Below are 21,880 nucleotides of genomic sequence, written 5' to 3' on the forward strand. Positions count from 1 at the left end.
ATGAAGAGCATGAAGAGCATTCACAGTATGGTCAAAATTATCACATCTGGTTAAGCGTCATTCAGATGCAACATTTTGCAAAAAAACTAACGGATCGTTTAGTACTATTAGATGAAATAAATTCAACAACATATCTGCAAAATCATATAATTCTTGACCAAAAATTAACTGCGTTAAAACAAACCATCCAACAATCACTCAATAGTTCTAGACAATCTATTGCAAGTTATTCAAATGCATTTGAACACTTTATTGTTGAAAATCAACTTAATCAAACAACACTCGTCACGTCAAAGCATGAAGAGCGCTTAAGCATTTACAAAATCATTCAAGCTAAAAAATCCATGCAAAACGCCAAAGCTAAGTGCTTGGTAACAACAACCGATGTGCCACTCAAACGAATTCATCCATTAACTGAAGGCTTAAAGATGAATGCAACGCGCATAGATATCATGGGTAGTGAATTTAATTTGGGTGCCAATCAGTACTTTAAGCTCATGAATAGCGTTACTAGCAAGGTTGCTCAATGTCTGCAGTAAGAGCCTCCTTTAACAAGGCTTCTAATAATTATAATGACCATGCTTTTTTACAAAAGGAAATAGCGACAAGACTTGACGCTAAGCTAAATGTGATTACTGCAAATTCTGGAGTAATTTTAGATCTAGGTGCTGGCACTGGACTACTGAGTCAAAATCTACATAAACGCTTTCCAGACGCGCAGTTAATTTGCCTTGATTTTGCACAAAACTCTTTAAAGAACAACCAGTCAACTAATAAAATCTGTGCCAATGCCAATCACTTACCACTGGCAGATAACAGTGTAAACATTGTTATTTCGAGTTTAATGATGCAGTGGTGTCCTGATCTAAAGCAACTATTCTCAGAGTGTCATAGAGTGCTGAAAAACGACGGATTAATTCTATTCTCTACCTTTGGTCCAGATACACTTAAAGAGCTGAAAAAGAGCTGGTCAGTGGTAGATGGTGAGACTCACGTCAACACATTTACCGATATGCATGATATTGGTGATCAGCTATTACAAAATGGCTTTCAATCGCCAATCATGGAAATGGAAACATTAATACTCACTTACGAAACCGTTATTGATTTATTGAAAGATCTTAAAGCTATTGGTGCGCAAACAGTCAACACTCGCTCAAAAGCACTTATGGGCAAAGATAAATTTAAACTCATGACCCAGATGTATGAATCTTATCGATCAGAAGCAAAGCTTCCTGCTACTTATGAAGTGGTTTATGGGCATGCTTGGAAACGCACTGCAAACCTTGGCGCAATAGAGATTGATAATAGCTAATGGACTTTTTTCTAGTGCGTACGGACAATAACATCTATATATAAGCGCTCAACTTTTTGTCTTGCCCAAGGGGTTTTGCGTAAAAAATTTAAGCTAGAATTAATACTCGGATTTATCTTAAAGCATTTAATGTTAATTTGATCGGCTAACTCTTCCCAGCCATAATGCTCTTTTAGTTCGGTCACAATGGTTTTGAGTGTTATGCCATGAAGTGGATCTTGATGATGCGCTTTATTATCTTGCCCTGCTGTCATTTGTAACTATTTTTAATTGATTTATTATTTATTTGGCTCAGCTTTTTTCACTCTAATTTTGTTACCATTAATAGGCTTACCATTAAGCGCTTGTATGGCTGCCTTTGCATCGCCAACTTTAGTAATTTCAACAAAGCCGAAACCTTTTGATTCACCCGTTTTTTGGTCTAGGATTAAATTGCACGATTGCACGTCGCCATGAGCCTCGAACAATTCGTTAAGACTAGTTTCTGACAATGTCCGAGGTAGGTTTCTGATTAATATTTTCATGTTTTAAGTGGTCGGTAACTAGAATTAAGCTTAAGCTTTAGTCTGAACTAATTGGATAGGCGTTATTATTACACCAATCAATTCTAAAAGAGGCTGAAATAAATATTTTAGAACAGTGATATTGACAATTTCATCCAGAAATCTGGGAATAAACCAACCACTAAAATTAATACAGCATTAATGGATAATACTAATTGCATATCCATAGGAGCGGTAACCTCTGATTTAGTATCAGCCTCTTCAAAATACATAGATTTGATGACTTGCAAGTAATAGTAAGCACTAATTACCGCAAACACAACGGCGATAACTGCAATGGTTACAAAGCCGGCAGAAATAACCTGCTGAAGAATAAATAACTTAGCATAAAAGCCTACAAATGGAGGTACGCCTGCCATAGACAGCATAATGATTAACATCATCAACGCGAACCAAGGTGAATGCTTGCTTAAGCCCTTATAGTCAGAGATTAGATCTGCTTCAAAGCCCTTCTTATTTAATAGAATAATGATACCGAATGCTGCCAAGCTCATCAAAATATAAACCAAAACATAAAACACAGCAGCGCCATATCCGCTAATAACGCCAGTAACAAAACCTAGCATAATAAAGCCAATATGAGAAATGGTTGAATAAGCCAACATGCGTTTAATGTTGGTCTGCATCAAAGCAACTACTGAACCGACTGCTATTGATAGAATGGCCAACACCATAAACAAATCTGACCAATAAGCATGCATTGCACCTAGTCCATCTACTAAGATACGAACCAACATAGCTACTGCGGCAATTTTAGGCACAGTTGATAAAAACATGGTCACTGATGTCGGAGAGCCTTGATATACATCTGGAACCCACATATGGAATGGCACCGCACCTAACTTGAAAGCAATACCGATCACTAAGAACACCAAGCCAAAATTGAGAATTAACATTTCTCTTGAAGCAAGACTAGCATTTGCAGCAAAGTTAGCGATTTCATTAATATTTAAACTGCCGCTGATACCGTAAATCATGCTCATACCGTAAAGCAACAAACCTGAAGCAATCGCACCTAATACAAAATATTTTAGTGCTGCTTCTACTGCACCCGCTCGTTCTCGTGCAATTGCGATCAATGTATAAAGAGATAAGGCTAAGATTTCTAAACCAAGGTATAAAGTGAGTAAGCTATAGCCTGACACCATCACCATCATGCCCAAAACAGACAATAAAACCAAGATAAAATATTCACCCTTAAATAGTGAATGCTGTTCAAGATAATGACGCGTATAAACCATTGCCACCATCGTGCCACCAAGCATAAAGACTTTAAAAACTGAGGCCATGTCATCTAAAATAAAAGAACCACCAAATATAATAGCCTCTGGTTCTCCAATTAGATTAAAAGCCATCACTCCAGTAATTAGTAAACTCAACTGAGTTAGATAATAAGTAGCCTGCTTAAAGGGCTTAGTTAAAAATAAATCCAATAAAAGCACCACAACAATTGCACTTAATAGAAATATCTCTGGTACTGCTACTGATAAAGTTGAAATATCAAATGTGGACATATTATTCATAAGGTTAATACTTAAAGTTTAGAAGTTAGAGCTTGGTTTAATAAGTGCTCAATGGAAACATGCATCACATCAATGACGGGCTGAGGATATACACCCATTGCAATAACTGCAATAGCTAGAACCGCTAAAATGCCAAATTCTCTTGTGTTTATATCTGATAAGGTTGCCACTTCTGGATTGGTAATTGCACCCCAAAATACTCGTTTAACCATCCACAATGTATAGGCAGCACCAACAATTAATGTAGAGGCCGCTAAAACTGCATACCAAATATTAGCCTGTACAGCGCCAAGAATAACCATGAACTCACCTACAAACCCTGAAGTACCTGGAAGACCTGCATTAGCCATAGCAAACAACACTGCAAAGCCGGTAAATTTAGGCATGGAGTTAATAACGCCACCATAAGTTGAAATTTCTCTTGAGTGTAGGCGGTCGTACAATACGCCAACAACTAACAACATCGCTGCTGAAATAAAACCGTGTGAAATCATTTGTATCATTGCGCCTTCAAGGCCCAGTAAAGCACCTTCTGCTGAACCCGGTGTATAGGCTAAGAATAAAGCAAATACACCAAGGGTCACGAAACCCATATGTGAAATAGATGAATAAGCAATAAGCTTTTTCATATCACGCTGTACGAGTGCCACAAAACCAATATAGACAATAGCAATTAACGACAAAATAATAACCACTTCGGAAAATTCTAAAGATGCATCGGGTGTGATTGGCAACGAGAATCGAAAGAAACCATAGCCGCCCATTTTCAACATAATAGCTGCAAGTATCACTGAACCGCCGGTTGGCGCTTGCACGTGTGCATCTGGCAACCATGTATGCACTGGGAACATTGGCACTTTTACGGCAAATGCCATAAAGAACGCCCAGAAAATCCACGCTTGTTCCGTGGTGGTTAGGCTTAGATTGTGCATATCAAGAATAGAGAATGAACCGCCTTTATTGTACATGTAGATTAAAGATACCAACATGAACACCGAGCCTAAGAACGTATACAAGAAGAATTTAATCGATGCATAAACACGGTTATCACCGCCCCAAACACCAATGATTAACAACATTGGAATCAATGATGCCTCCCAAAATGCATAAAATAAAATAGCATCAAGCGCTGAAAAAACACCAATGATTAAACCTTCCATCATTAGAAAGGCAGCCATGTAATGTGCTGGACGAGTTTGAATGACTTCCCAGCCTGCAATAATGACTAGTATGGTTGAGAAAGTTGTTAAGATAATTAATGGCATAGAAATACCATCTACACCTAAATGATAATAGATATTAAATTGAGAGATCCATGATGACTTTTCTTCAAATTGCATTAAATGGGTTGTTGAATCAAACTCAGTGTATAAAGTTAGCGACATGACAAACACCAAAATTGATGCGGCCACACTGACCCAGCGTGCTGTATTAGCGCGCTCGTTACCTAATAATATAACAAAAAAACCTGCAATAATTGGCAGCCAAATTAGTAAACTTAATAATGAATTTTCCATTGCTATAGCTCAAGTAAAGGGCGATCACCTGCAAACAGTACCCAAGTTAAAATAATTAATAAACTAACAATCATGAAGAAGGCGTAATGGTAAACATAGCCTGTCTGAATCGGTCGAACAGTCGCACCAATAAAGCCAACTAATCTGGCACTACCATTGACTATCATTTTGTCGATTAAGCCGGAATCTGATACCTTCCATAAGAAATTACCCAATTTCTTAACACCATCTACAAAGACGATGTCATTGAAACGATCAAAACCATACAAAGATTCTAATACATAATTGCTTCGATGGCATTTTTTCTGAATCCAAGTAGCCCATTCAGATCTATACAAAGTAAATACCCATGCACTGACAATACCGCCTACCATCATCCAGAAAGGTAATGTTTGTAATGCATGTGGAATCATACCAGTAGCGCCATAGAAGCTAGCTTCTAAACTTGCCATTGATGTATGGTGGGAGGCCACTGTAATGGCATTATCCAGCCAGCCATCAAACAACATTGGTTGAATTGCAAAATAACCTATGGCCAGAGAAGGAATTGCCAAGACCACCAATGGTAGCGTAATACTAATAGGAGACTCTTTCACATGTGATGCTGTGTGCTCATCCATTCTTGATTCACCATGAAATACCATGAAGAACATTCTAAGTGAGTAGAAGGCGGTAATAAATACACCTGCAACCACTGCATAATAAACCCAATCTGCAAAAGGTAAGTTTGAAAAATGTACCGCTTCAATAATCATATCTTTAGAATAAAATCCGGCAAATCCAGGAAAGCCGATTAATGCCAATGTTCCAATTAATGAGGTCCAATAGGTAATTGGCATTTTCTTGCGCAAACCACCCATTTCTCGTATATCTTGCTTATGATGCAATGCAACGATCACCGATCCTGCTGCTAAGAAGAGTAACGCCTTAAAAAAGGCATGAGTCATTAGGTGAAAAATTGCTGCAGAATAAGCACTTACACCTAATGCAACTGTCATATAGCCTAATTGCGAAAGAGTTGAGTATGCCACAACCTTTTTAATATCGTTTTGAACAATGCCTAACAAGCCCATAAACAAGGCGGTAACAGCTCCAACTACCATAACCACGATGAGTGCTGTTTCACTCAGCTCAAACATTGGTGACATTCGTGACACCATGAAAATACCAGCTGTTACCATCGTTGCTGCGTGGATCAATGCAGAGATAGGTGTTGGACCTTCCATAGAGCCCGGCAGCCAAACATGTAATGGCACCTGAGCTGACTTACCCATTGCACCAATAAATAACAAGATACAAATCACAGTAATAACTGAGGCACCATCTAGCATCGTCACGCCAGCTACATTACCAAGACTAGCAAACACCTCCATGTAATCAAGAGATCCAAAATACATTAATACTAAAGCAATACCCAATAAGAAGCCAAAGTCGCCAACACGGTTAACCAAAAAGGCTTTTAAATTTGCTTCAACCGCGCTTTCTTTATGGTGCCAAAATCCAATTAATAAGTATGAAACTAGACCTACTGCTTCCCAGCCAAAAAATAACTGCATGAAATTGTTTGACATTACCAACATAAACATCGAGAAGGTAAATAGTGAAATATAGCTAAAGAACTTGGTATATCCAGCGTCATCACGCATATAGCCTATAGTGTAAATATGCACCATAAGTGATACAAATGAGACTACCACCAGCATAACCGCCGTTAAATTATCAATTAAAAAGCCAACACTAACATTTAAATGCCCAATTTGCATCCAAGTGTACAGATTTTGATTAAACACCTCACCACCTTCAAGAACATGATGATTAAATACATATAGCGATAAGATTGTCGAGGTTAAAACACCTAAAATAGTAGCAACATTGGTTGCCATTCTGCCTAAAAGCGAACCCAAAAATCCAGCAAAAATTGCACCAACCAATGGCGCCAATGCAATGATTAAATATATTTGCTCCATTATTACCCCTTCAAACTGTTAGTTACGTCAACATTAATAGAGCCTCGTACTCTAAATAGTAACGTTAAGATTGCTAAGCCAATAGCCACTTCTGCTGCAGCTACTGTTAGGATAAAGAATACAAATATTTGCCCTGCTTCATTACCTAAAAAATGTGAGAAAGCAATAAAGTTGGTGTTTACTGCCGCCAAAATAAGCTCTACACACATCAACAGGGTAATAATATTGGTACGATTAATAAAAATACCAGCCAATCCAATACAGAAAATAATACTGCTTAAAATTAAATAATCACTCAAACTAACCATTACTTGTCCTCCTTAGATGGCGAAGTAATAGAAACAATGCGCACCCTGTCTCTAGCTTTAACATTCACTTGTTCTGATATTGATTGTTTCTTACGTTTAATTTCATCTTTTTGTACCAAGGTAATTGCCGCAATGATTGCAATTAACAACAATACTGCCGCTAATTCAAACGGGTAAACATAAGTGGTATATAACTGTAATGCCAATTGTGTAATATTACTATAGTCTGCGCCATGCCTCTCAGGCGAAGGCATTATTTCTAGTCCAAACTGTGAACTACCTAATACCAAGGTCATTTCAGCAATAATGATTAATGCAACAATTAAACCTAATGGCAAATATCCAGCAAATTTTGCACGCAGCGTGGATTTATCGATATTAAGCATTTTAATGACGAATAGGAACAATACCATAACTGCACCTACGTAAACTAAAATCAATGTAATGGCTAAAAATTCAGCCTCTAGCAATATCCAAATGCCCGCTGCTGAAAAAAAACCTAGCACCAAAAATAAAACAGCTTTTGCTGCGTTACGGGCAAAGATCATTGCCAAGGAAGAGGCAACAAACCAGAATGATAGAATATAAAAAATTATTTGTTCAGAACTCATTTATCTTACCTTTATCGATATTTAGCATCTACAGATCGAGCTTTGCTAATCGCCTGTTCGTTATCATCGCCTACTTTTAATAAGCGATCTTTAGTCATAATACTACCATCTCTTGATTCGAACGCATACTCGAAAATCTGCGTTTCGACAATAGCATCTACTGGGCACGCTTCTTCACAAAAGCCACAAAAAATACATTTAAATAAGTCAATATCATATTGAGTGGTTCGACGAGTACCATCATCTCGCATTTCAGACTCAATAGTAATTGCATTAGCTGGACATACTGCTTCACATAACTTGCAGGCAATACAACGCTCCTCACCATTTGGATAGCGACGTAATGCATGTAAGCCTCTAAATCTTGGAGAAATAGGTGTTTTTTCCTCAGGATATTGAACTGTGATTTTAGTATTAACAAACTCTTTAGCAGTAATTTTCATCCCTGAGCGTAATTCACTCAGTGTTAGATTTTTTGCTAATTTTTTTATGCTATTTATCATCTATATACTCCTTAAGCGAACCAGGGTCCAATATGTAGTTGTGTCATTAGCGCCACAACAAATATCCAAAGAATGGTGATTGGCAAGAATACTTTCCAACTTAAGCGCATAATTTGATCATACCTAAAGCGTGGAAATGTTGCTCTTACCCATAAGTACAAGAACATAAAGAAAGTTGATTTTGCTAGTAGCCAAATAATTCCAGGCACCCAAGCAAAAGTTGACTCTAGTACGCCCATACCTTCAAACGGAGAATGCCAACCGCCAAAGAACATAATGACTGCCAGGACTGCCATTAAAATCATATTGGCGTACTCAGCTAAGAAAAACACAGCAAATGTCATACCTGAATATTCAACATGTGTACCACCTACAATTTCTGACTCACCCTCTACAACGTCAAATGGTGCTCGATTCGTTTCAACTAGTGCTGAAATAAAGAAAATAATCATCATTGGAAATAAAGGAATAAAGTACCAATTAACAATACCGCCTTGTTGGTCTGCCACGATTGTATTTAGATTAACACTGCCAGCAATCATAACTACTGTTACCAAAGCAAAGCCAATAACAATCTCATAGGAAACGAGTAGTGATGCGCTTCGTAACGCGCCTAATAGAGGATATTTTGAGTTAGATGCCCAGCCTGCTAAAATAATACCATAGACGCCAATTGAACCAATTGCCAGTACATACAGTAAGCTTACATCAAGATTTGTAACATAGATACCTTCATCAAATGGGATAACAGCCCACACAGCAATTGCTGGCGCAATTGCTAATACAGGTGCCAACAAAAATAGGTAAATATTAGCTTTAGACGGGAAAATAATTTCCTTTGTCATCAATTTTAATGCGTCGGCAATAGGCTGCAACCAACCTTTAGGACCTACTCGGTTTGGACCAATGCGTAGTTGCATATAGCCAATTACTTTACGTTCTGCATAAGTAAAATAAGCCACCGTCAATAATAACGGCATAATTAAGGCAATTGCCTTAATTAAAATAATAACAATTGCTGCCATATTGCCATCAAACCACGGCATTAATTCATTAACTCCGATCACAAAAGATTGCCATAATTCAATCATTATAGAGCTCCTGTATTTGTCGCTTGATTACTGCTAATAAAGACACATTGATCTGCCATTGTTTCAGTAATATCAACTGGAACACCTAAATAAGTATCACTATCGCTTAAAGATAATGATTTGGCTGTTGCCGCGTTTATTGAGGCTGTATTTATTTGACCAATTTTACTCGCTCTTAATGATGTAGCATGTCTTAACAGTGCATCTGTATGATAAGGTGAGTGAGTCCAAATGGTTTCAACTTCAACCGTACTCTTGTCTAAATTAATAGCCGTATCATACTCATGCACTGGTGTCATTTGGTGAGCAACTTCACTTAATACTTGTGTTGAATTCTCGTAATGAAACCCTGGTAACTCTAGTAAATCTGCCAAAACTTTTAAAATTTTCCAAGCTGGTTTAGACTCACCTGGTGCGCCGACTGCAGCCGAAAATGATTGCATTTCATGATTAATGTTTACATGCGTACCTGATGTTTCATACATCGCAGCCATTGGCAACATAACATCAGAATACTGTGCAACTAAATCATTTTTAAATCCATTTAATGAGATAACAAATACATCATTATTTAACAAAGTATTGAGCGCTTCATCTAGATGATGAAAGTCATATTCAGGATACACATCTAGCAAAACAAATGCACGCATTTCAGCAGCAAGCATTTCATTAACATTCATGCCGGTGCTATTTGGTACAAAATTAACACGTTGTGCACCTAAAGCGTTTGCGGTAACAGTTAAATTTAAAGTTAGACTGTTAGACAGTTTAGCGATTTCAGTAATTAAATTAGCAATACTTGCAGCTTGAGCATTGTTTACAACATGCTCTCCCAGTATTAGCACTGTTTTGTCTGAATTAAGTAAACTAGAAGCAATATCGATAGCTTGGGCACATGGCGTTACTGCTAATAAGTACGCCGGCACTTCTTCGGCGCTTTTCTCTACTAATACCCTTAAAACACCTGCCAATGTATTGGCAATTTCGTTCGGTGCCACAATAATGTCATTAGTCTTGTAATTAAAATCAAACTCTTTGACATTTAAAGTAGTAATACCAGCGCCGGCTAATTGCGCTTTACGCAACCTGTGATTTATCATTGGCTGCTCTAAACGTATATTCGAACCTATAACAATTGCCTGATCTATATGTTCAAGGTCTGCTAATTTAATATTCGATTGTAAGTGGATAGCATTATCAAGATCTTTAATATTAAGACGATAATCTAAATTTTCACAACCCATCTCACGTAATAGTTTTTGCAGTAAGTGCAGCTCTTCAGTCGTTGCGGTTGCTGACGCAAGACCGCCTAGTTTCTGTACGTTGCGACTATTCAGAATGTTATTTTTTAAACCTTTGACAGCAAAATCAAGCGCAACATCCCATTCAACTTCTTTCCATTGGCCTGCCACTTTAATTTGTGGTGCAAGCAGTCTATTGTCATGTGTCAAACCCTCATAAGAAAATCGATCGCGATCTGAAATCCAGGTTTCGTTGACAGCATCATTATCACCTGAAGCTAATCGCTTAACATTTCCCTTATAAGTCTGGGCGTATAAGTTTGAACCAACTAAATCATGGCGAGCAATACTATTAATAGAGTTCATTTGCCATGATCTAAGCTCATATCTGAATGGTTTAGAAGTGAGTGCACCTACTGGACACACATCGATCATATTGCCAGAAAGCTCAGAAGTAATACCCTCTTTTAAGAATGGTTCAATTTTTAAGTCTTCGCCTCGACCTGTTCCGCCCATTTCCATAATGCCGGCAATTTCTGAGCCAAATCGTACGCATCGAGTACAGTGAATGCAACGAGTCATATCCGTTTGGATTAATGGACCAATATCACTAGGTGCAATAATACGCTTACCTTCGCTAAAACGAGAAACATCAGAGCCGTAATCTACAGCAACATCTTGTAGTTCGCATTCGCCGCCTTGATCGCAAATTGGACAATCTAAAGGGTGATTAATCAGTAAAAATTCCATGACTGCCTTCTGAGAAGCTTTGGCTTTGTCATTTTGAGTGTGAATCTTCATGCCATCTGCTACTGGTGTTGAGCAAGCTGGTTGAGGCTTTGGTGCTCCTTCTACATCAACAAGGCACATACGACATGATGCTGAAATGGATAATTTTTTATGATAGCAAAACCTTGGAACGCTAATTCCTTCTCTATCTGTAACAGCAATAACCATTTCGCCCGGCTCAGCATTTACCAACTGACCGTCAATTTCAATCTCTAGCATTATCCTTTCACCATACTTTTACCGTGTTCAATGTAGTATTCAAACTCATCACGGAAATTTCTTAAGAAACTTTCAACCGGCATTGCAGCAGCATCTCCCAAGGCACAAATTGTATTGCCCATAATTTTCTCTTGCACGCCCATCAATAAATCTATATCTTCAGCTTTGCCTTTGCCATCCATAATGCGTTTTAACACCCTATAAAGCCAACCCGTACCTTCACGACATGGTGTACATTGACCACACGACTCATCATAATAAAAATGCGCCAAACGCGTTAAAGCTTCAACCATGCAGGTCGAATCATCCATAACAATGACAGAGCCAGCACCAAGCATTGAGCCCGCTTTATCAATACCATCATAATCCATGGTCATATTCATAGCAACTTCTGCTGTCAGAACAGGTGTTGAAGAACCGCCAGGAATAACAGCCTTAAGTTTTGCACCATGACGCATGCCACCAGCTAATTCTAATAAATCTTTAAATGGCATCCCCATAGAAACTTCAAAATTTGCAGGATTTGCAACATGGCCTGAAACTGAAAATAATTTAGTACCGCCTGAATTTTCCACACCAAGGTCGGCAAACCACTGCCCTCCATGTGCCATGATATCTGGCACAGATGCAAAACTTTCAGTGTTATTAATCGTGGTTGGCTTGCCAAACAAACCAACATTTGCTGGGAAAGGCGGTTTAAATCTTGGCTGGCCTTTTTTCCCTTCAATTGACTCTAACAAAGCAGTTTCCTCGCCACAAATATAAGCGCCCGCACCTAAATGCGCATATAAATCGAAGCTAACCTCAGACCCATTAATATTCTTTCCTAATAACCCTGTCTCGTAAGCCTCTTTTAGGGCGCCTTCAAAACGATCAAAAGGTTCAATAAATTCACCACGGATGTAGTTATAGCCAACTGTTGCATCCATAACAAAACTACCAATTGCCATACCTTCAATAACTGCATGTGGATTAAATCGTAAAATATCGCGATCTTTGCAGGTGCCTGGCTCACCCTCATCTGAATTACAAACAATGTATTTTTGCCCTTCAGCATTGCGCGGCATAAAACTCCACTTGAGGCCGGTTGGAAATCCTGCGCCACCACGTCCTCTAAGACCTGATGTTTTTAATTCATTAATAATTTGTTCCGGTGTATACTCGCCCTTTAAAATTTTTCGCCATACGCTATAACCGCCACTAGCTTCATAGGTAGTCAATGACCAACATTGATCTTTATCTATGTTTTTAAAACAAACTTCATTCATTTTAAGCCGTCCACAATTTTGTCAATTTTGTCAATGGTCAGGTTTTCATAATATTGATCGCCAATTTGAAACATAGGCGCACCGACACAAGCGCCCAAGCACTCTACTTTTTTAACACTAATCAATCCATCATCAGTTACTTCGCCAGTTTTTACACCCAACTTAGTTTCAAGATGTGAAATTAAATCGTCAGCGCCATTCAACATACATGAAATATTATGACAAAAACGGATAATGTGCTTGCCCACTGGCTGATGATTGTAATTTTCATAGAAGGTTGCCACTTCTGCTGCCGCAATTCCTGGCATATCTAAATAATCAGCTACTGCTTGAATTGAATCATGCGTCAGTTGATTGTTGTTTTCCTTTTGGATAATTTTTAAAGCTTCCATCACTGCAGAGCTTTGCTTACCTTCTGGATACTTTTCAATCCAACTGTCTATTTGTTTTTTTGCGTTATCTGAAATCATTTTTTTATCTATCAATCTCACCAAATACAATATCTTGCGTACCAATAATTGTTACTACGTCTGATAACATATGTCCTTTTGTCATTTCATCCATAGATGCTAAATGCGCAAAACCTGGCGCTCTAATTTTAACTCTATAAGGCTTATTAGCGCCATCAGAGATTAAGTAAATACCAAATTCTCCCTTAGGGTGTTCAACCGCCTTATAGACCTCACCTTCAGGTAGTGAATAACCTTCAGTAAATAATTTAAAGTGATGAATCAGAGACTCCATATCATCTTTCATATCTGTACGCTTTGGAGGCGCAACTTTTTTATCATCACTCATAACCGGGCCTGGATTAGCTTTTAGCCAAGCTACACACTGTCCAATAATCTTATTAGATTGTCGTAACTCTTCCATACGCACTAAGTAACGATCGTAACTATCGCCAGTAACACCAACTGGAATATCAAATTCTAGTTGATCATAAACTGCATATGGCTGGTTTTTTCTCAAATCCCAAGCTACACCAGAGCCTCTTAACATTGGGCCAGTAAAACCTAATTGTTTTGCACGCTGTGCTGAAACAATACCAATATTAACCAATCTCTGCTTCCAAATACGATTTTCAGTTAAAAGATCATCGTACTGTTTAATATGGCGCGGAAATTCTTTAACAAAGTCATCAATAAAGTCCAATAATGAGCCTTGACGATTTTCATTCATCGCCTCTATCTCTTTATCTGTACGTGTGTCTGTCTTTAGGTATTTTGGCATATGATCTGGTAGATCACGATACACGCCGCCTGGACGGTAATAAGTGGCGTGCATACGCGAACCGGAAACAGCTTCATAACAATCAATCAACTTTTCACGCTCACGGAAAGCATACAAGAAAATACTCATTGCACCCACATCAAGTGCGTGCGTACCGAGCCACATCAAATGGTTCAAAATACGCGTAATCTCATCAAACATCACCCGAATATATTTAGCACGCTCTGGCACCTCAAGCTCTAACATGGCTTCTATTGCCATTACATATGCATGCTCATTGCACATCATAGAGACATAATCCAATCGATCCATATAACCAATCGATTGATTATATGGTTTAGATTCAACCAGCTTTTCAGTGCCGCGATGCAATAATCCAATATGTGGATCTGCACGCTCAATCACTTCGCCATCAATTTCTAAAATTAGACGCAATACACCATGTGCTGCGGGATGCTGAGGGCCAAAGTTAAGGGTATAGTTACGAATTTCTGCCATCTTTACTTCCTAATTACCTTGGGAACACTAACATTTGGCTCAATGCTCACTTTTTCATAAACAACACGACCAAGAGCTTCATCATAACGCATTTCAACTTCGCCAATCATTGGAAAATCCTTACGCAATGGATGACCAACAAAGCCATAATCAGTTAGAATTCGACGTAAATCTGTATGGTTCTCAAACAAAATTCCCATTAAGTCAAAGGCTTCACGCTCATACCAATCTGCTGATGCCCAGATATTAGTTACTGATTTAATGATTGGCTCAGCCTCATTAACAAACGCTTTAACTCGAATCCTGTAATTTTTACTCACCGATAACAAATGATAAACCACGGCAAATCGTTGTTGATGTCTGTCTTCTCCACCTTGCGCACTTCGACCTCTAGAAAATCCTGAGTTACTAGCATCATTTGCCCATTCAGACTGACCATAAGTTAAGTAATCAACACCACACAAGTCAACAAGTGTGTCAAATTCCAACTTGTCACGTAACTTTAAACAGGTGTCAATAATATCGTTACTATCCACCGTGAATGTCAATTCACCAAAAGCTGAAACTAGATTGGCGTCTTCAAAAATCTCTTCTAATTGCTCTATTAATTTTTCCATGATCTTTAAGTACGGGCTATAGTGTTAGTACGTCGAATTTTATCCTGCAATTGCATAATTCCGTAAAGCAATGCTTCTGCTGTTGGCGGACAACCTGGCACGTAAACATCAACTGGAACAATTCGATCACAACCGCGTACAACGGCATAAGAATAATGATAATAACCGCCACCATTGGCACATGATCCCATTGAAATCACCCATCTTGGTTCTGGCATTTGGTCATAAACTTTTCTTAAGGCTGGTGCCATTTTATTAGTCAATGTACCCGCAACAATCATTAAATCGGATTGTCGTGGCGTTGGCCTAAATACAACGCCGAAACGGTCTAAATCGTAACGCGATGAGCCAGCCTCCATCATTTCTACTGCACAGCAAGCCAGGCCAAAAGTCATTGGCCATAAGGACCCTGTTCTTGCCCAGTTAATAACACTGTCTAGTGAGGTGGTTACAAATCCCTCTTTCATTAACCCTTCAATAGCCATAAACTACTCCCACTCTAAGGCGCCTTTTTTCCATTCGAAAATGAAACCAACTACCAATAAGAATAAAAAGATACTAATTGCAACAAAACCAAACCAGCCCAATTGAGACTGAACTACCGCCCATGGAAAGACAAATGCCACTTCTAAATCAAACAGAATAAATAAAATTGCTACCAAATAATAACGCACATTGAAATACATGCGTGAATCATCAAATGCCGGGAAGCCACATTCAAACTGTGAGTTTTTTTCTTCATCAGGCTTACTAGGGCCGAGTAGATAACCAATTAACATTGGCCCTACGCCAAATCCGAGACCTAGCATGATAAATACAACAATAGGTAGATAGTTCTCTAACACCTAGCACTCCAATATCTTAAATTTATTGTTAACATTATATCTGTTCCAGATTAAATATACACGTATAACAAAAAATACGTTTCGACTGAAATCTACGTATTTATTTGTGTGCCACCAACGGTTAATTCGTCAATTTTCAAACTCGGCTGACCCACGCCAACTGGTACAGACTGTCCATCTTTGCCACACACGCCAATGCCACCATCAAGTTTTAAATCATTAGCTACCATTGATATTTTTTTCAATACCTCGTCACCAGATCCAATCAACGTCGCCCCTTTTACTGGATGAGAAATTTTTCCATTTTTAATCAAATAGGCTTCATTAGCACTAAAGACAAATTTTCCTGAAGTAATATCCACCTGACCGCCATCAAAATTAAGCGCATAAATGCCATTATCAACTGAGGCAATCATGTCATCAACATGATCTGCACCATTCAGCATATAAGTATTGGTCATTCTAGGCATAGGCATATGCGCATAAGACTCGCGCCTTCCATTACCAGTTGACTCTACACCCATGAGTCTTGCATTCATTTTGTCAAACAAATAACCCTTAAGTATGCCGTTTTCTATCAAAGTGGTATTTTGAGTAGGAACACCTTCATCGTCAATTGTCAAACTGCCTCGCCTATTCGCCAAAGTGCCATTATCTACAATTGTGCATTTTGAGCTCGCTACTTGCTCACCAATTTTATTAGAAAATACGGAAGAGCCTTTACGATTAAAATCTCCCTCTAGACCATGACCAATTGCCTCATGCAATAATACACCCGGCCATCCAGGACCCAAAATAACAGGCATATTGCCTGCAGGGGCGCCTTGCGCTTCTAACGCTACCAACGCTTGCCTAATGGCTTCAGCAACATATGCTTCATCAAGGTTATGATCAATAAAATACCGATAATCATAACGGCCGCCGCCGCCGCTTGAAGCTGATTCAATGCGCCCATCATGCTCAACAATAACACTGACACTGACTCTAACCATCGGGCGATAATCAGTTTGGTAAACGCCATCACTCGAAGCAATTAAAACTTCAGAATACGCACCAGAAATTGAAGCACTAACTTGTTTAACTTTAGATTCTTTTCTAGCAAGCGCATCAATACGATTTAAAAAGTCGACTTTTTCTTGGGAACTAAGACTACCCAAAGGATTTAAACCACTATATTTAGCAACCTCAAGCACCGATTGGAAGGTTTGTAGTTGAATAGGTGTGTCAACCCTCCCTGTGCCCTTAGCAAAATTAATCGCCTTCTCAATGGCATTCGCATTTAAATCATCTGAATAAGCAAATCCAGTTTGCTCATTATTGACAGATCGAGCGCCGACACCATGACTGATATTATAGGTGCCCGATTTAACAATGCTTTCCTCTAAAAACCAAGATTCAGCCACTGAATATTGAAAATACAAATCAGCATAATCTGCTGTTTTTTCAGACAAAGATCCTAATAATGAATAAATTTTTTCCTGATTTAAATGGTGATCATCCAATAATTGCTCAATCATAAAATTTTTGATATATTTGTAATAACAGGGTCATCCCATGGACCTATAATTTTATATTTAAACTCCACAACTTGATCAATAATTTGATCAATGAGTTTTCCATCAAAAAGCCCTTGATCTGCCAACCAAACGCCCAATCCAGCTAATCCACCACCCGCTAAATAAGTAGCAACTGGCACAGCGTCGCCAATAGCAGGAATCACCTTAGCCTCCAAATCGTATGTTTGATTCATGATATCACTCAGGCCAGTAAGGCTAATGGCACTTGAGCTCGCCTCTAATTGAAAGCGATCAATTTTGGCTTGAGAGTTTTGTAAAGTAATTTTTGCATCAATGCTATCATAAACAAAACCCTTGTCAGTTAAATCCGATACATCTAATTTTAGGCGCTTAGCAACCGACTTAATATTGAGTAATGATAAAATCCTGCCAAGATTTGGATCTTTATCAGTAAATACACCCTGCTGAATATTCATATTAGCAATGCCGCTAGCATCCTTTAGATTCATGTTCCAAGGTGCACAATCACAAAAAATACGCACATCAAAATCAAACTTACCACCATCAACCTTCTCATTGATCTTCATTTTGTCTAAAAAATCACTCAAAGCATCACCTTTTGCTTTTGCGGTTAGTATTGTTTTTCCTGCTACCCAAGCGCCATTAAATCGCAAATCTTGCTGATCCACCCCAACTCCATTCAATAATAAATTACTAATCAGTAGGGCATTATTTGTCGATTCTAGCTTGGCGCTAAAATTTGGCATTACTTTTTCGTCAATAAATACACCATGAGTACTTAAATACATACTCGGAAAATCATTAGGCTCAATATCCCAATTACCTTTTAGACTATCAAATGTTGTTGCCTGTAAACTCAAAATCCTCACACTTGGCAAATCATTTGTTAAGGCAATCTCTATATTAGTTTTTAGCGCTTCAGACTCAACTCTAGCACGCCAAGTCTCATCTAGTCGTTTGGTCAAATATAGTTCGAAACCATTATTATTGATTAGTTCAACTGCAAAAGACGATTCTTTGTCATCCTTTCTATTGCCAGGATTAATACGAATTTCGAATGGAATATTGCGAATATCGCCCACACCTTTGGTGGTAATTATATTGTCATGAAATGCAATTTTAGAATCGTAATTATTGACAACAATCGCTCCATCTAATGTTGTTAGGTGATTATTCCGAATGGTTAAGTCAATGTCTAATGTCGACTTACGATTATCCAGTGGTATGATTAAATCAAGCTCACCTTTTAATGGCCCAATCAAGCTAAATTGCTTAATGGTGTCATGCACCGTAGAGCCTGATGGTGCGTCAGCTAAAAACTGAATAAAGTCTTGACTATTGGTATTAATTTTACCCTGCATATGCACATCCAAATTGGGTTGGCTCATATCCGCAATTTCTAGCTCTATATTAGACAATGGAAAATCATACAACTTAGTTTGATTAACCAATACCTTGATATTTTTACCATCAGTAGTAATATTTGCCTCTAAATCTTTCAGTGTTTGCCAATCTGAATTAAACAGCAATTCTGTATTAGACAAATATGCAGTGAAATTAATTTCAGCTGGCTGATCCTCAGATATATTTTTAAGAATTCGAATATTTGAATTTTGCAAAACACCTGATTTAAATCCACGCCTCATCCAGCTGTTAGTCGATTGGCCGACTACAGCCGCAGGGATATAATCAGCCAAATCTGTAGCATTTATCTGCTCCACATGGCCCAAGAATTCTGTATAGGTGTGCCCTTCTTTTTGATACAGCTTAATGTTAGATAGTAGTGAAAAATCCTGATTGCTAATCGTCATCGGCAAAGTGATAAAGCCATCATGAGACAGTTGATCACTTGATAAAACCATCTTAATATCAACTTGGTGATTATTGATTGTTTGATCTGCAACACTCAATACTAGCTGACCTTGATTGTGACTAACCACTATTGGCGATAGCTCAATATCTTGCTCAGCTTTAATAACTGTTTTGTTAATGGTTAACAATTCAAAAAAATTGGCAGCTGCTAGCGTGTCTTTTGCCACTAACTGCTTCATCTCATTAACAGAAAAAGCGACACCCTTAGCTTGACCGTTTGCGTTGATTGTTAATAAATCAATAGCCACATGATTGGGGCGATAAATATCATCTAATAGGCTAAATAATTGCACTTTCCATTGTAAATTCTGAATGCTTGCTATAGGTCGTTGTAATTCCTTTGAGCTTAACGCCATCTCATGAATCTTTAATGAAATACCCCCACGATCAAGCTCAAAGTTTAATTTAGATAACTCAACATTAAGGCCTGTTGTGGTGGACAGTTGTGACTCAATTGGACCCTTGATGAGACCTGGAAAAGCAACAAAAAATCCAACAACTATGACAACTAATAAAGAAAAAATAGCACTCAACCAAGTGCTTATTCTTAATACTTTAACGCCATTTGATAGTGTTTTATTAATCATTCTGTTATAATTCTGCTCTTTGAGAATTATAACTTGTTTTCAGGTTTAAGTTCTTATACAAAAGTAAGACTAAATAAGGAAAATCACCATGTATTTTAAAAACTCTATTGCAGCAATTATTGTTATTTTTGCCATAATTTTCGGTGCCAAGACTTTCTTTGGCAACTTAGTTCACGTTGGCTACAACGACAATTTAACCCTAGCTGAGCGAATTCAGCCCCTAGGTCAGGTGTATTTAGAGGGTGATATTGATGTTAATGCGATTAAGGCTCCTGTTAAAACTGCCGCTAAAGCACGTAGCGGTGAAGAAGTTTATACAGCTGTTTGTGCTAGCTGTCATAGCGTTGGCGTTATGAACGCGCCCAAGCTTGGGAGTAAGGCTGATTGGGCACCAAGAGTTAAACGTGGTATTGCAGACTTAGTTAAAGTCGCTATTTCCGGAAAAGGTGCCATGCCACCAAAAGGCACTTGTATGGATTGTTCTGATGACGAGTTAAAAGCTGCTATCGAACACATGATTAAATAAGTTAAGAAAAACCTTTTTAATTTTAAAGGGCTAGGTATTCGTGAAGATGCCTAGCCCTTTGTCTTTCTGGACCTTGTCAAAATCAAACACCTGGCCATTCATAGCAATATAGATACCATGGTCTTTAAGTTGCACAGCGCATAACGCAACACCTAAATTAAACAATGCATCAGAGTGATCAATAGAATACGGAATCATCGATCCAAACAACACCACGGTTTTATCTTTAATAGATTTGGCTAAATACGCAGCGGTTTCTACTATGGTATCGGTTCCATGCGTAATGAGAATATTTTTCTCATCACTAGATTGGCATTTGTCCAAAATAAAAGCACGATCTGATTCGGTCATTTCTAGTGAATCTTTTAAGAATAACACTTCGGACAAAGTGTCTGCCATTGACCTGCCACGATTAAGCATATCCACCATATGGGTCTGTGTAAAAGACAACTCACCGGTTAACTCTTTATAAGTTTTATCGATGGTGCCGCCAGTAATTAAAACTTTGATTTTCATGGGCGCTATTGTATCAAAAAATTTTAGAAATTTTATTAATGACCTGTTTAAACTCTTTTTCCAAAGATATCACTACCAATGCGTACAAAAGTAGCGCCATTTTCAATGGCTAATTCAAGATCTGAACTCATTCCCATCGATAAAGTATCTAAATTTGGGTGTTTTTTCATTATTTGTGCCATTTTAGCAAAACTGTTAGCTGAATTATCTGGATTAGGAATACACATAAATCCTCGAAGAGAAATATTTTGGAAATTTTGAAAATGGGCAACAATATCGTCGATTTCGCTTTCCAAAACACCTGATTTGGTTGGTTCGTTGTCAATATTGACTTGCAACAGCATATGAAGCTTGTCAAGTTGTGTTGGACGCTGGTCATTTAAGCGTTTGGCGATTTTGAGTCGATCGACACTATGCACCCAGCTAAAATTCTCAGCAATTTGCTTAGTTTTATTCGATTGAATCGGGCCGATAAAATGCCAGATTAAATTCTGGCCTTTTAAAATATCAATTTTTTCCAAGGCTTCTTGTAGATAGTTTTCACCGAAATGGCGCTGCCCTACATCAATAGCTTGTTGAAGATCAGAGGCAGGCTTGGTTTTACTAACAGCAATAAGAGTGACTTTATTTTTCGCATCAACAGCATGGATACGATTTTGAACATTCTTTAAATTTTCAACAATCATAAGTATTGGTTTTAGCGAGCATTTTTTTCATTGCGCAAGACGGATTTAAA

23 protein-coding genes are annotated in these 21,880 nt (G+C 38.1%); 3 read left to right on the forward strand and 20 right to left on the reverse strand.

The genetic code is table 11. The annotated features are described in order from the left end of the window. A partial coding sequence (locus P8M52_RS05485; RefSeq protein ID WP_300308486.1) for a zinc ABC transporter substrate-binding protein occupies positions 1-539 on the forward strand: 539 nt, incomplete at its 5' end. Further along, on the forward strand, positions 527-1,315 hold the full coding sequence (gene bioC / locus P8M52_RS05490) for a malonyl-ACP O-methyltransferase BioC (RefSeq protein ID WP_300308488.1): 789 nt from the start codon (positions 527-529) through the stop codon (positions 1,313-1,315). The genes P8M52_RS05485 and bioC, both read left to right, overlap by 13 nt. An 11-nt stretch (positions 1,316-1,326) precedes the next feature. Here bioC and P8M52_RS05495 read toward each other — a convergent pair whose 3' ends face one another. From P8M52_RS05495 to P8M52_RS05580, 18 genes are all read right to left on the reverse strand, one after another. Next, positions 1,327-1,569, reverse strand: a complete 243-nt coding sequence (locus P8M52_RS05495; RefSeq protein WP_300308490.1) for a VF530 family protein — start codon at positions 1,567-1,569, stop codon at positions 1,327-1,329. 24 nt (positions 1,570-1,593) lie between these two features. Beyond that, positions 1,594-1,839: an RNA-binding protein gene (locus P8M52_RS05500; protein ID WP_300308493.1), complete on the reverse strand. Its 246-nt coding sequence runs from the start codon at positions 1,837-1,839 to the stop codon at positions 1,594-1,596. 107 nt (positions 1,840-1,946) lie between these two features. Next, a complete protein-coding gene (gene nuoN / locus P8M52_RS05505) occupies positions 1,947-3,401 on the reverse strand; it encodes an NADH-quinone oxidoreductase subunit NuoN (RefSeq protein WP_300308495.1) in 1,455 nt (484 codons plus the stop codon). Positions 3,402-3,412: 11 nt separating this feature from the next. Next, positions 3,413-4,918 carry an NADH-quinone oxidoreductase subunit M gene (locus P8M52_RS05510; RefSeq protein WP_300308498.1) on the reverse strand — a complete coding sequence of 502 codons (1,506 nt, stop codon included), beginning with the start codon at positions 4,916-4,918 and terminating at the stop codon, positions 3,413-3,415. Between the two features lie 2 nt (positions 4,919-4,920). Beyond that, positions 4,921-6,885: an NADH-quinone oxidoreductase subunit L gene (gene nuoL / locus P8M52_RS05515; protein WP_300308501.1), complete on the reverse strand. Its 1,965-nt coding sequence runs from the start codon at positions 6,883-6,885 to the stop codon at positions 4,921-4,923. 2 nt (positions 6,886-6,887) lie between these two features. Further along, positions 6,888-7,193: an NADH-quinone oxidoreductase subunit NuoK gene (gene nuoK / locus P8M52_RS05520; RefSeq protein ID WP_300308504.1), complete on the reverse strand. Its 306-nt coding sequence runs from the start codon at positions 7,191-7,193 to the stop codon at positions 6,888-6,890. After that, entirely contained in the window at positions 7,193-7,804 is a 612-nt protein-coding gene (locus P8M52_RS05525) for an NADH-quinone oxidoreductase subunit J (protein WP_300308507.1), read from the reverse strand. The genes nuoK and P8M52_RS05525 overlap by 1 nt, the downstream gene beginning before the upstream one ends. A gap of 11 nt (positions 7,805-7,815) precedes the next feature. Beyond that, the gene (gene nuoI / locus P8M52_RS05530) at positions 7,816-8,307 is read right to left on the reverse strand and encodes an NADH-quinone oxidoreductase subunit NuoI (protein WP_300308510.1); all 492 of its coding nucleotides are present in this window, start codon (positions 8,305-8,307) and stop codon (positions 7,816-7,818) included. A gap of 11 nt (positions 8,308-8,318) precedes the next feature. Continuing rightward, a complete protein-coding gene (gene nuoH / locus P8M52_RS05535; protein WP_300308577.1) occupies positions 8,319-9,353 on the reverse strand; it encodes an NADH-quinone oxidoreductase subunit NuoH in 1,035 nt (344 codons plus the stop codon). A gap of 44 nt (positions 9,354-9,397) precedes the next feature. Then, on the reverse strand, positions 9,398-11,647 hold the full coding sequence (gene nuoG / locus P8M52_RS05540; RefSeq protein WP_300308513.1) for an NADH-quinone oxidoreductase subunit NuoG: 2,250 nt from the start codon (positions 11,645-11,647) through the stop codon (positions 9,398-9,400). Continuing rightward, a complete protein-coding gene (gene nuoF / locus P8M52_RS05545; RefSeq protein WP_300308516.1) occupies positions 11,647-12,915 on the reverse strand; it encodes an NADH-quinone oxidoreductase subunit NuoF in 1,269 nt (422 codons plus the stop codon). The genes nuoG and nuoF overlap by 1 nt, the downstream gene beginning before the upstream one ends. Beyond that, positions 12,912-13,385 (reverse strand): NAD(P)H-dependent oxidoreductase subunit E, encoded by a 474-nt coding sequence (locus tag P8M52_RS05550; RefSeq protein WP_300308519.1) that lies wholly within the window; start codon positions 13,383-13,385, stop codon positions 12,912-12,914. The genes nuoF and P8M52_RS05550 overlap by 4 nt, the downstream gene beginning before the upstream one ends. A 4-nt stretch (positions 13,386-13,389) precedes the next feature. Continuing rightward, positions 13,390-14,643, reverse strand: a complete 1,254-nt coding sequence (locus P8M52_RS05555) for an NADH-quinone oxidoreductase subunit D (protein WP_300308522.1) — start codon at positions 14,641-14,643, stop codon at positions 13,390-13,392. 2 nt (positions 14,644-14,645) lie between these two features. After that, positions 14,646-15,260: an NADH-quinone oxidoreductase subunit C gene (locus P8M52_RS05560; protein WP_300308525.1), complete on the reverse strand. Its 615-nt coding sequence runs from the start codon at positions 15,258-15,260 to the stop codon at positions 14,646-14,648. A 5-nt stretch (positions 15,261-15,265) separates the two neighbouring features. Further along, positions 15,266-15,745: an NADH-quinone oxidoreductase subunit B gene (locus tag P8M52_RS05565; protein ID WP_300308527.1), complete on the reverse strand. Its 480-nt coding sequence runs from the start codon at positions 15,743-15,745 to the stop codon at positions 15,266-15,268. 3 nt (positions 15,746-15,748) lie between these two features. Beyond that, positions 15,749-16,105, reverse strand: a complete 357-nt coding sequence (gene ndhC / locus P8M52_RS05570; protein WP_300308530.1) for an NADH-quinone oxidoreductase subunit A — start codon at positions 16,103-16,105, stop codon at positions 15,749-15,751. A 92-nt stretch (positions 16,106-16,197) separates the two neighbouring features. Further along, positions 16,198-17,622 carry a metalloprotease TldD gene (tldD, locus tag P8M52_RS05575; protein ID WP_300308532.1) on the reverse strand — a complete coding sequence of 475 codons (1,425 nt, stop codon included), beginning with the start codon at positions 17,620-17,622 and terminating at the stop codon, positions 16,198-16,200. Beyond that, positions 17,619-20,102 (reverse strand): DUF3971 domain-containing protein, encoded by a 2,484-nt coding sequence (locus tag P8M52_RS05580; RefSeq protein ID WP_300308535.1) that lies wholly within the window; start codon positions 20,100-20,102, stop codon positions 17,619-17,621. The genes tldD and P8M52_RS05580 overlap by 4 nt, the downstream gene beginning before the upstream one ends. 88 nt (positions 20,103-20,190) lie before the next feature. On the opposite strand from P8M52_RS05580, the gene P8M52_RS05585 reads away from it, so the two are divergent. Next, positions 20,191-20,628, forward strand: a complete 438-nt coding sequence (locus P8M52_RS05585; RefSeq protein WP_300308537.1) for a c-type cytochrome — start codon at positions 20,191-20,193, stop codon at positions 20,626-20,628. A gap of 30 nt (positions 20,629-20,658) precedes the next feature. On the opposite strand, the gene P8M52_RS05590 is transcribed toward P8M52_RS05585, so the two are convergent. Next, positions 20,659-21,144 carry an asparaginase domain-containing protein gene (locus P8M52_RS05590; RefSeq protein WP_300308539.1) on the reverse strand — a complete coding sequence of 162 codons (486 nt, stop codon included), beginning with the start codon at positions 21,142-21,144 and terminating at the stop codon, positions 20,659-20,661. A 47-nt stretch (positions 21,145-21,191) separates the two neighbouring features. After that, positions 21,192-21,830 carry a YggS family pyridoxal phosphate-dependent enzyme gene (locus P8M52_RS05595; RefSeq protein WP_300308542.1) on the reverse strand — a complete coding sequence of 213 codons (639 nt, stop codon included), beginning with the start codon at positions 21,828-21,830 and terminating at the stop codon, positions 21,192-21,194. Positions 21,831-21,880 lie beyond the last annotated feature (50 nt).

It is taken from the genome of Candidatus Thioglobus sp. (genome assembly GCF_029243085.1).
Classification (GTDB): Bacteria; Pseudomonadota; Gammaproteobacteria; order PS1; family Pseudothioglobaceae; genus Thioglobus_A.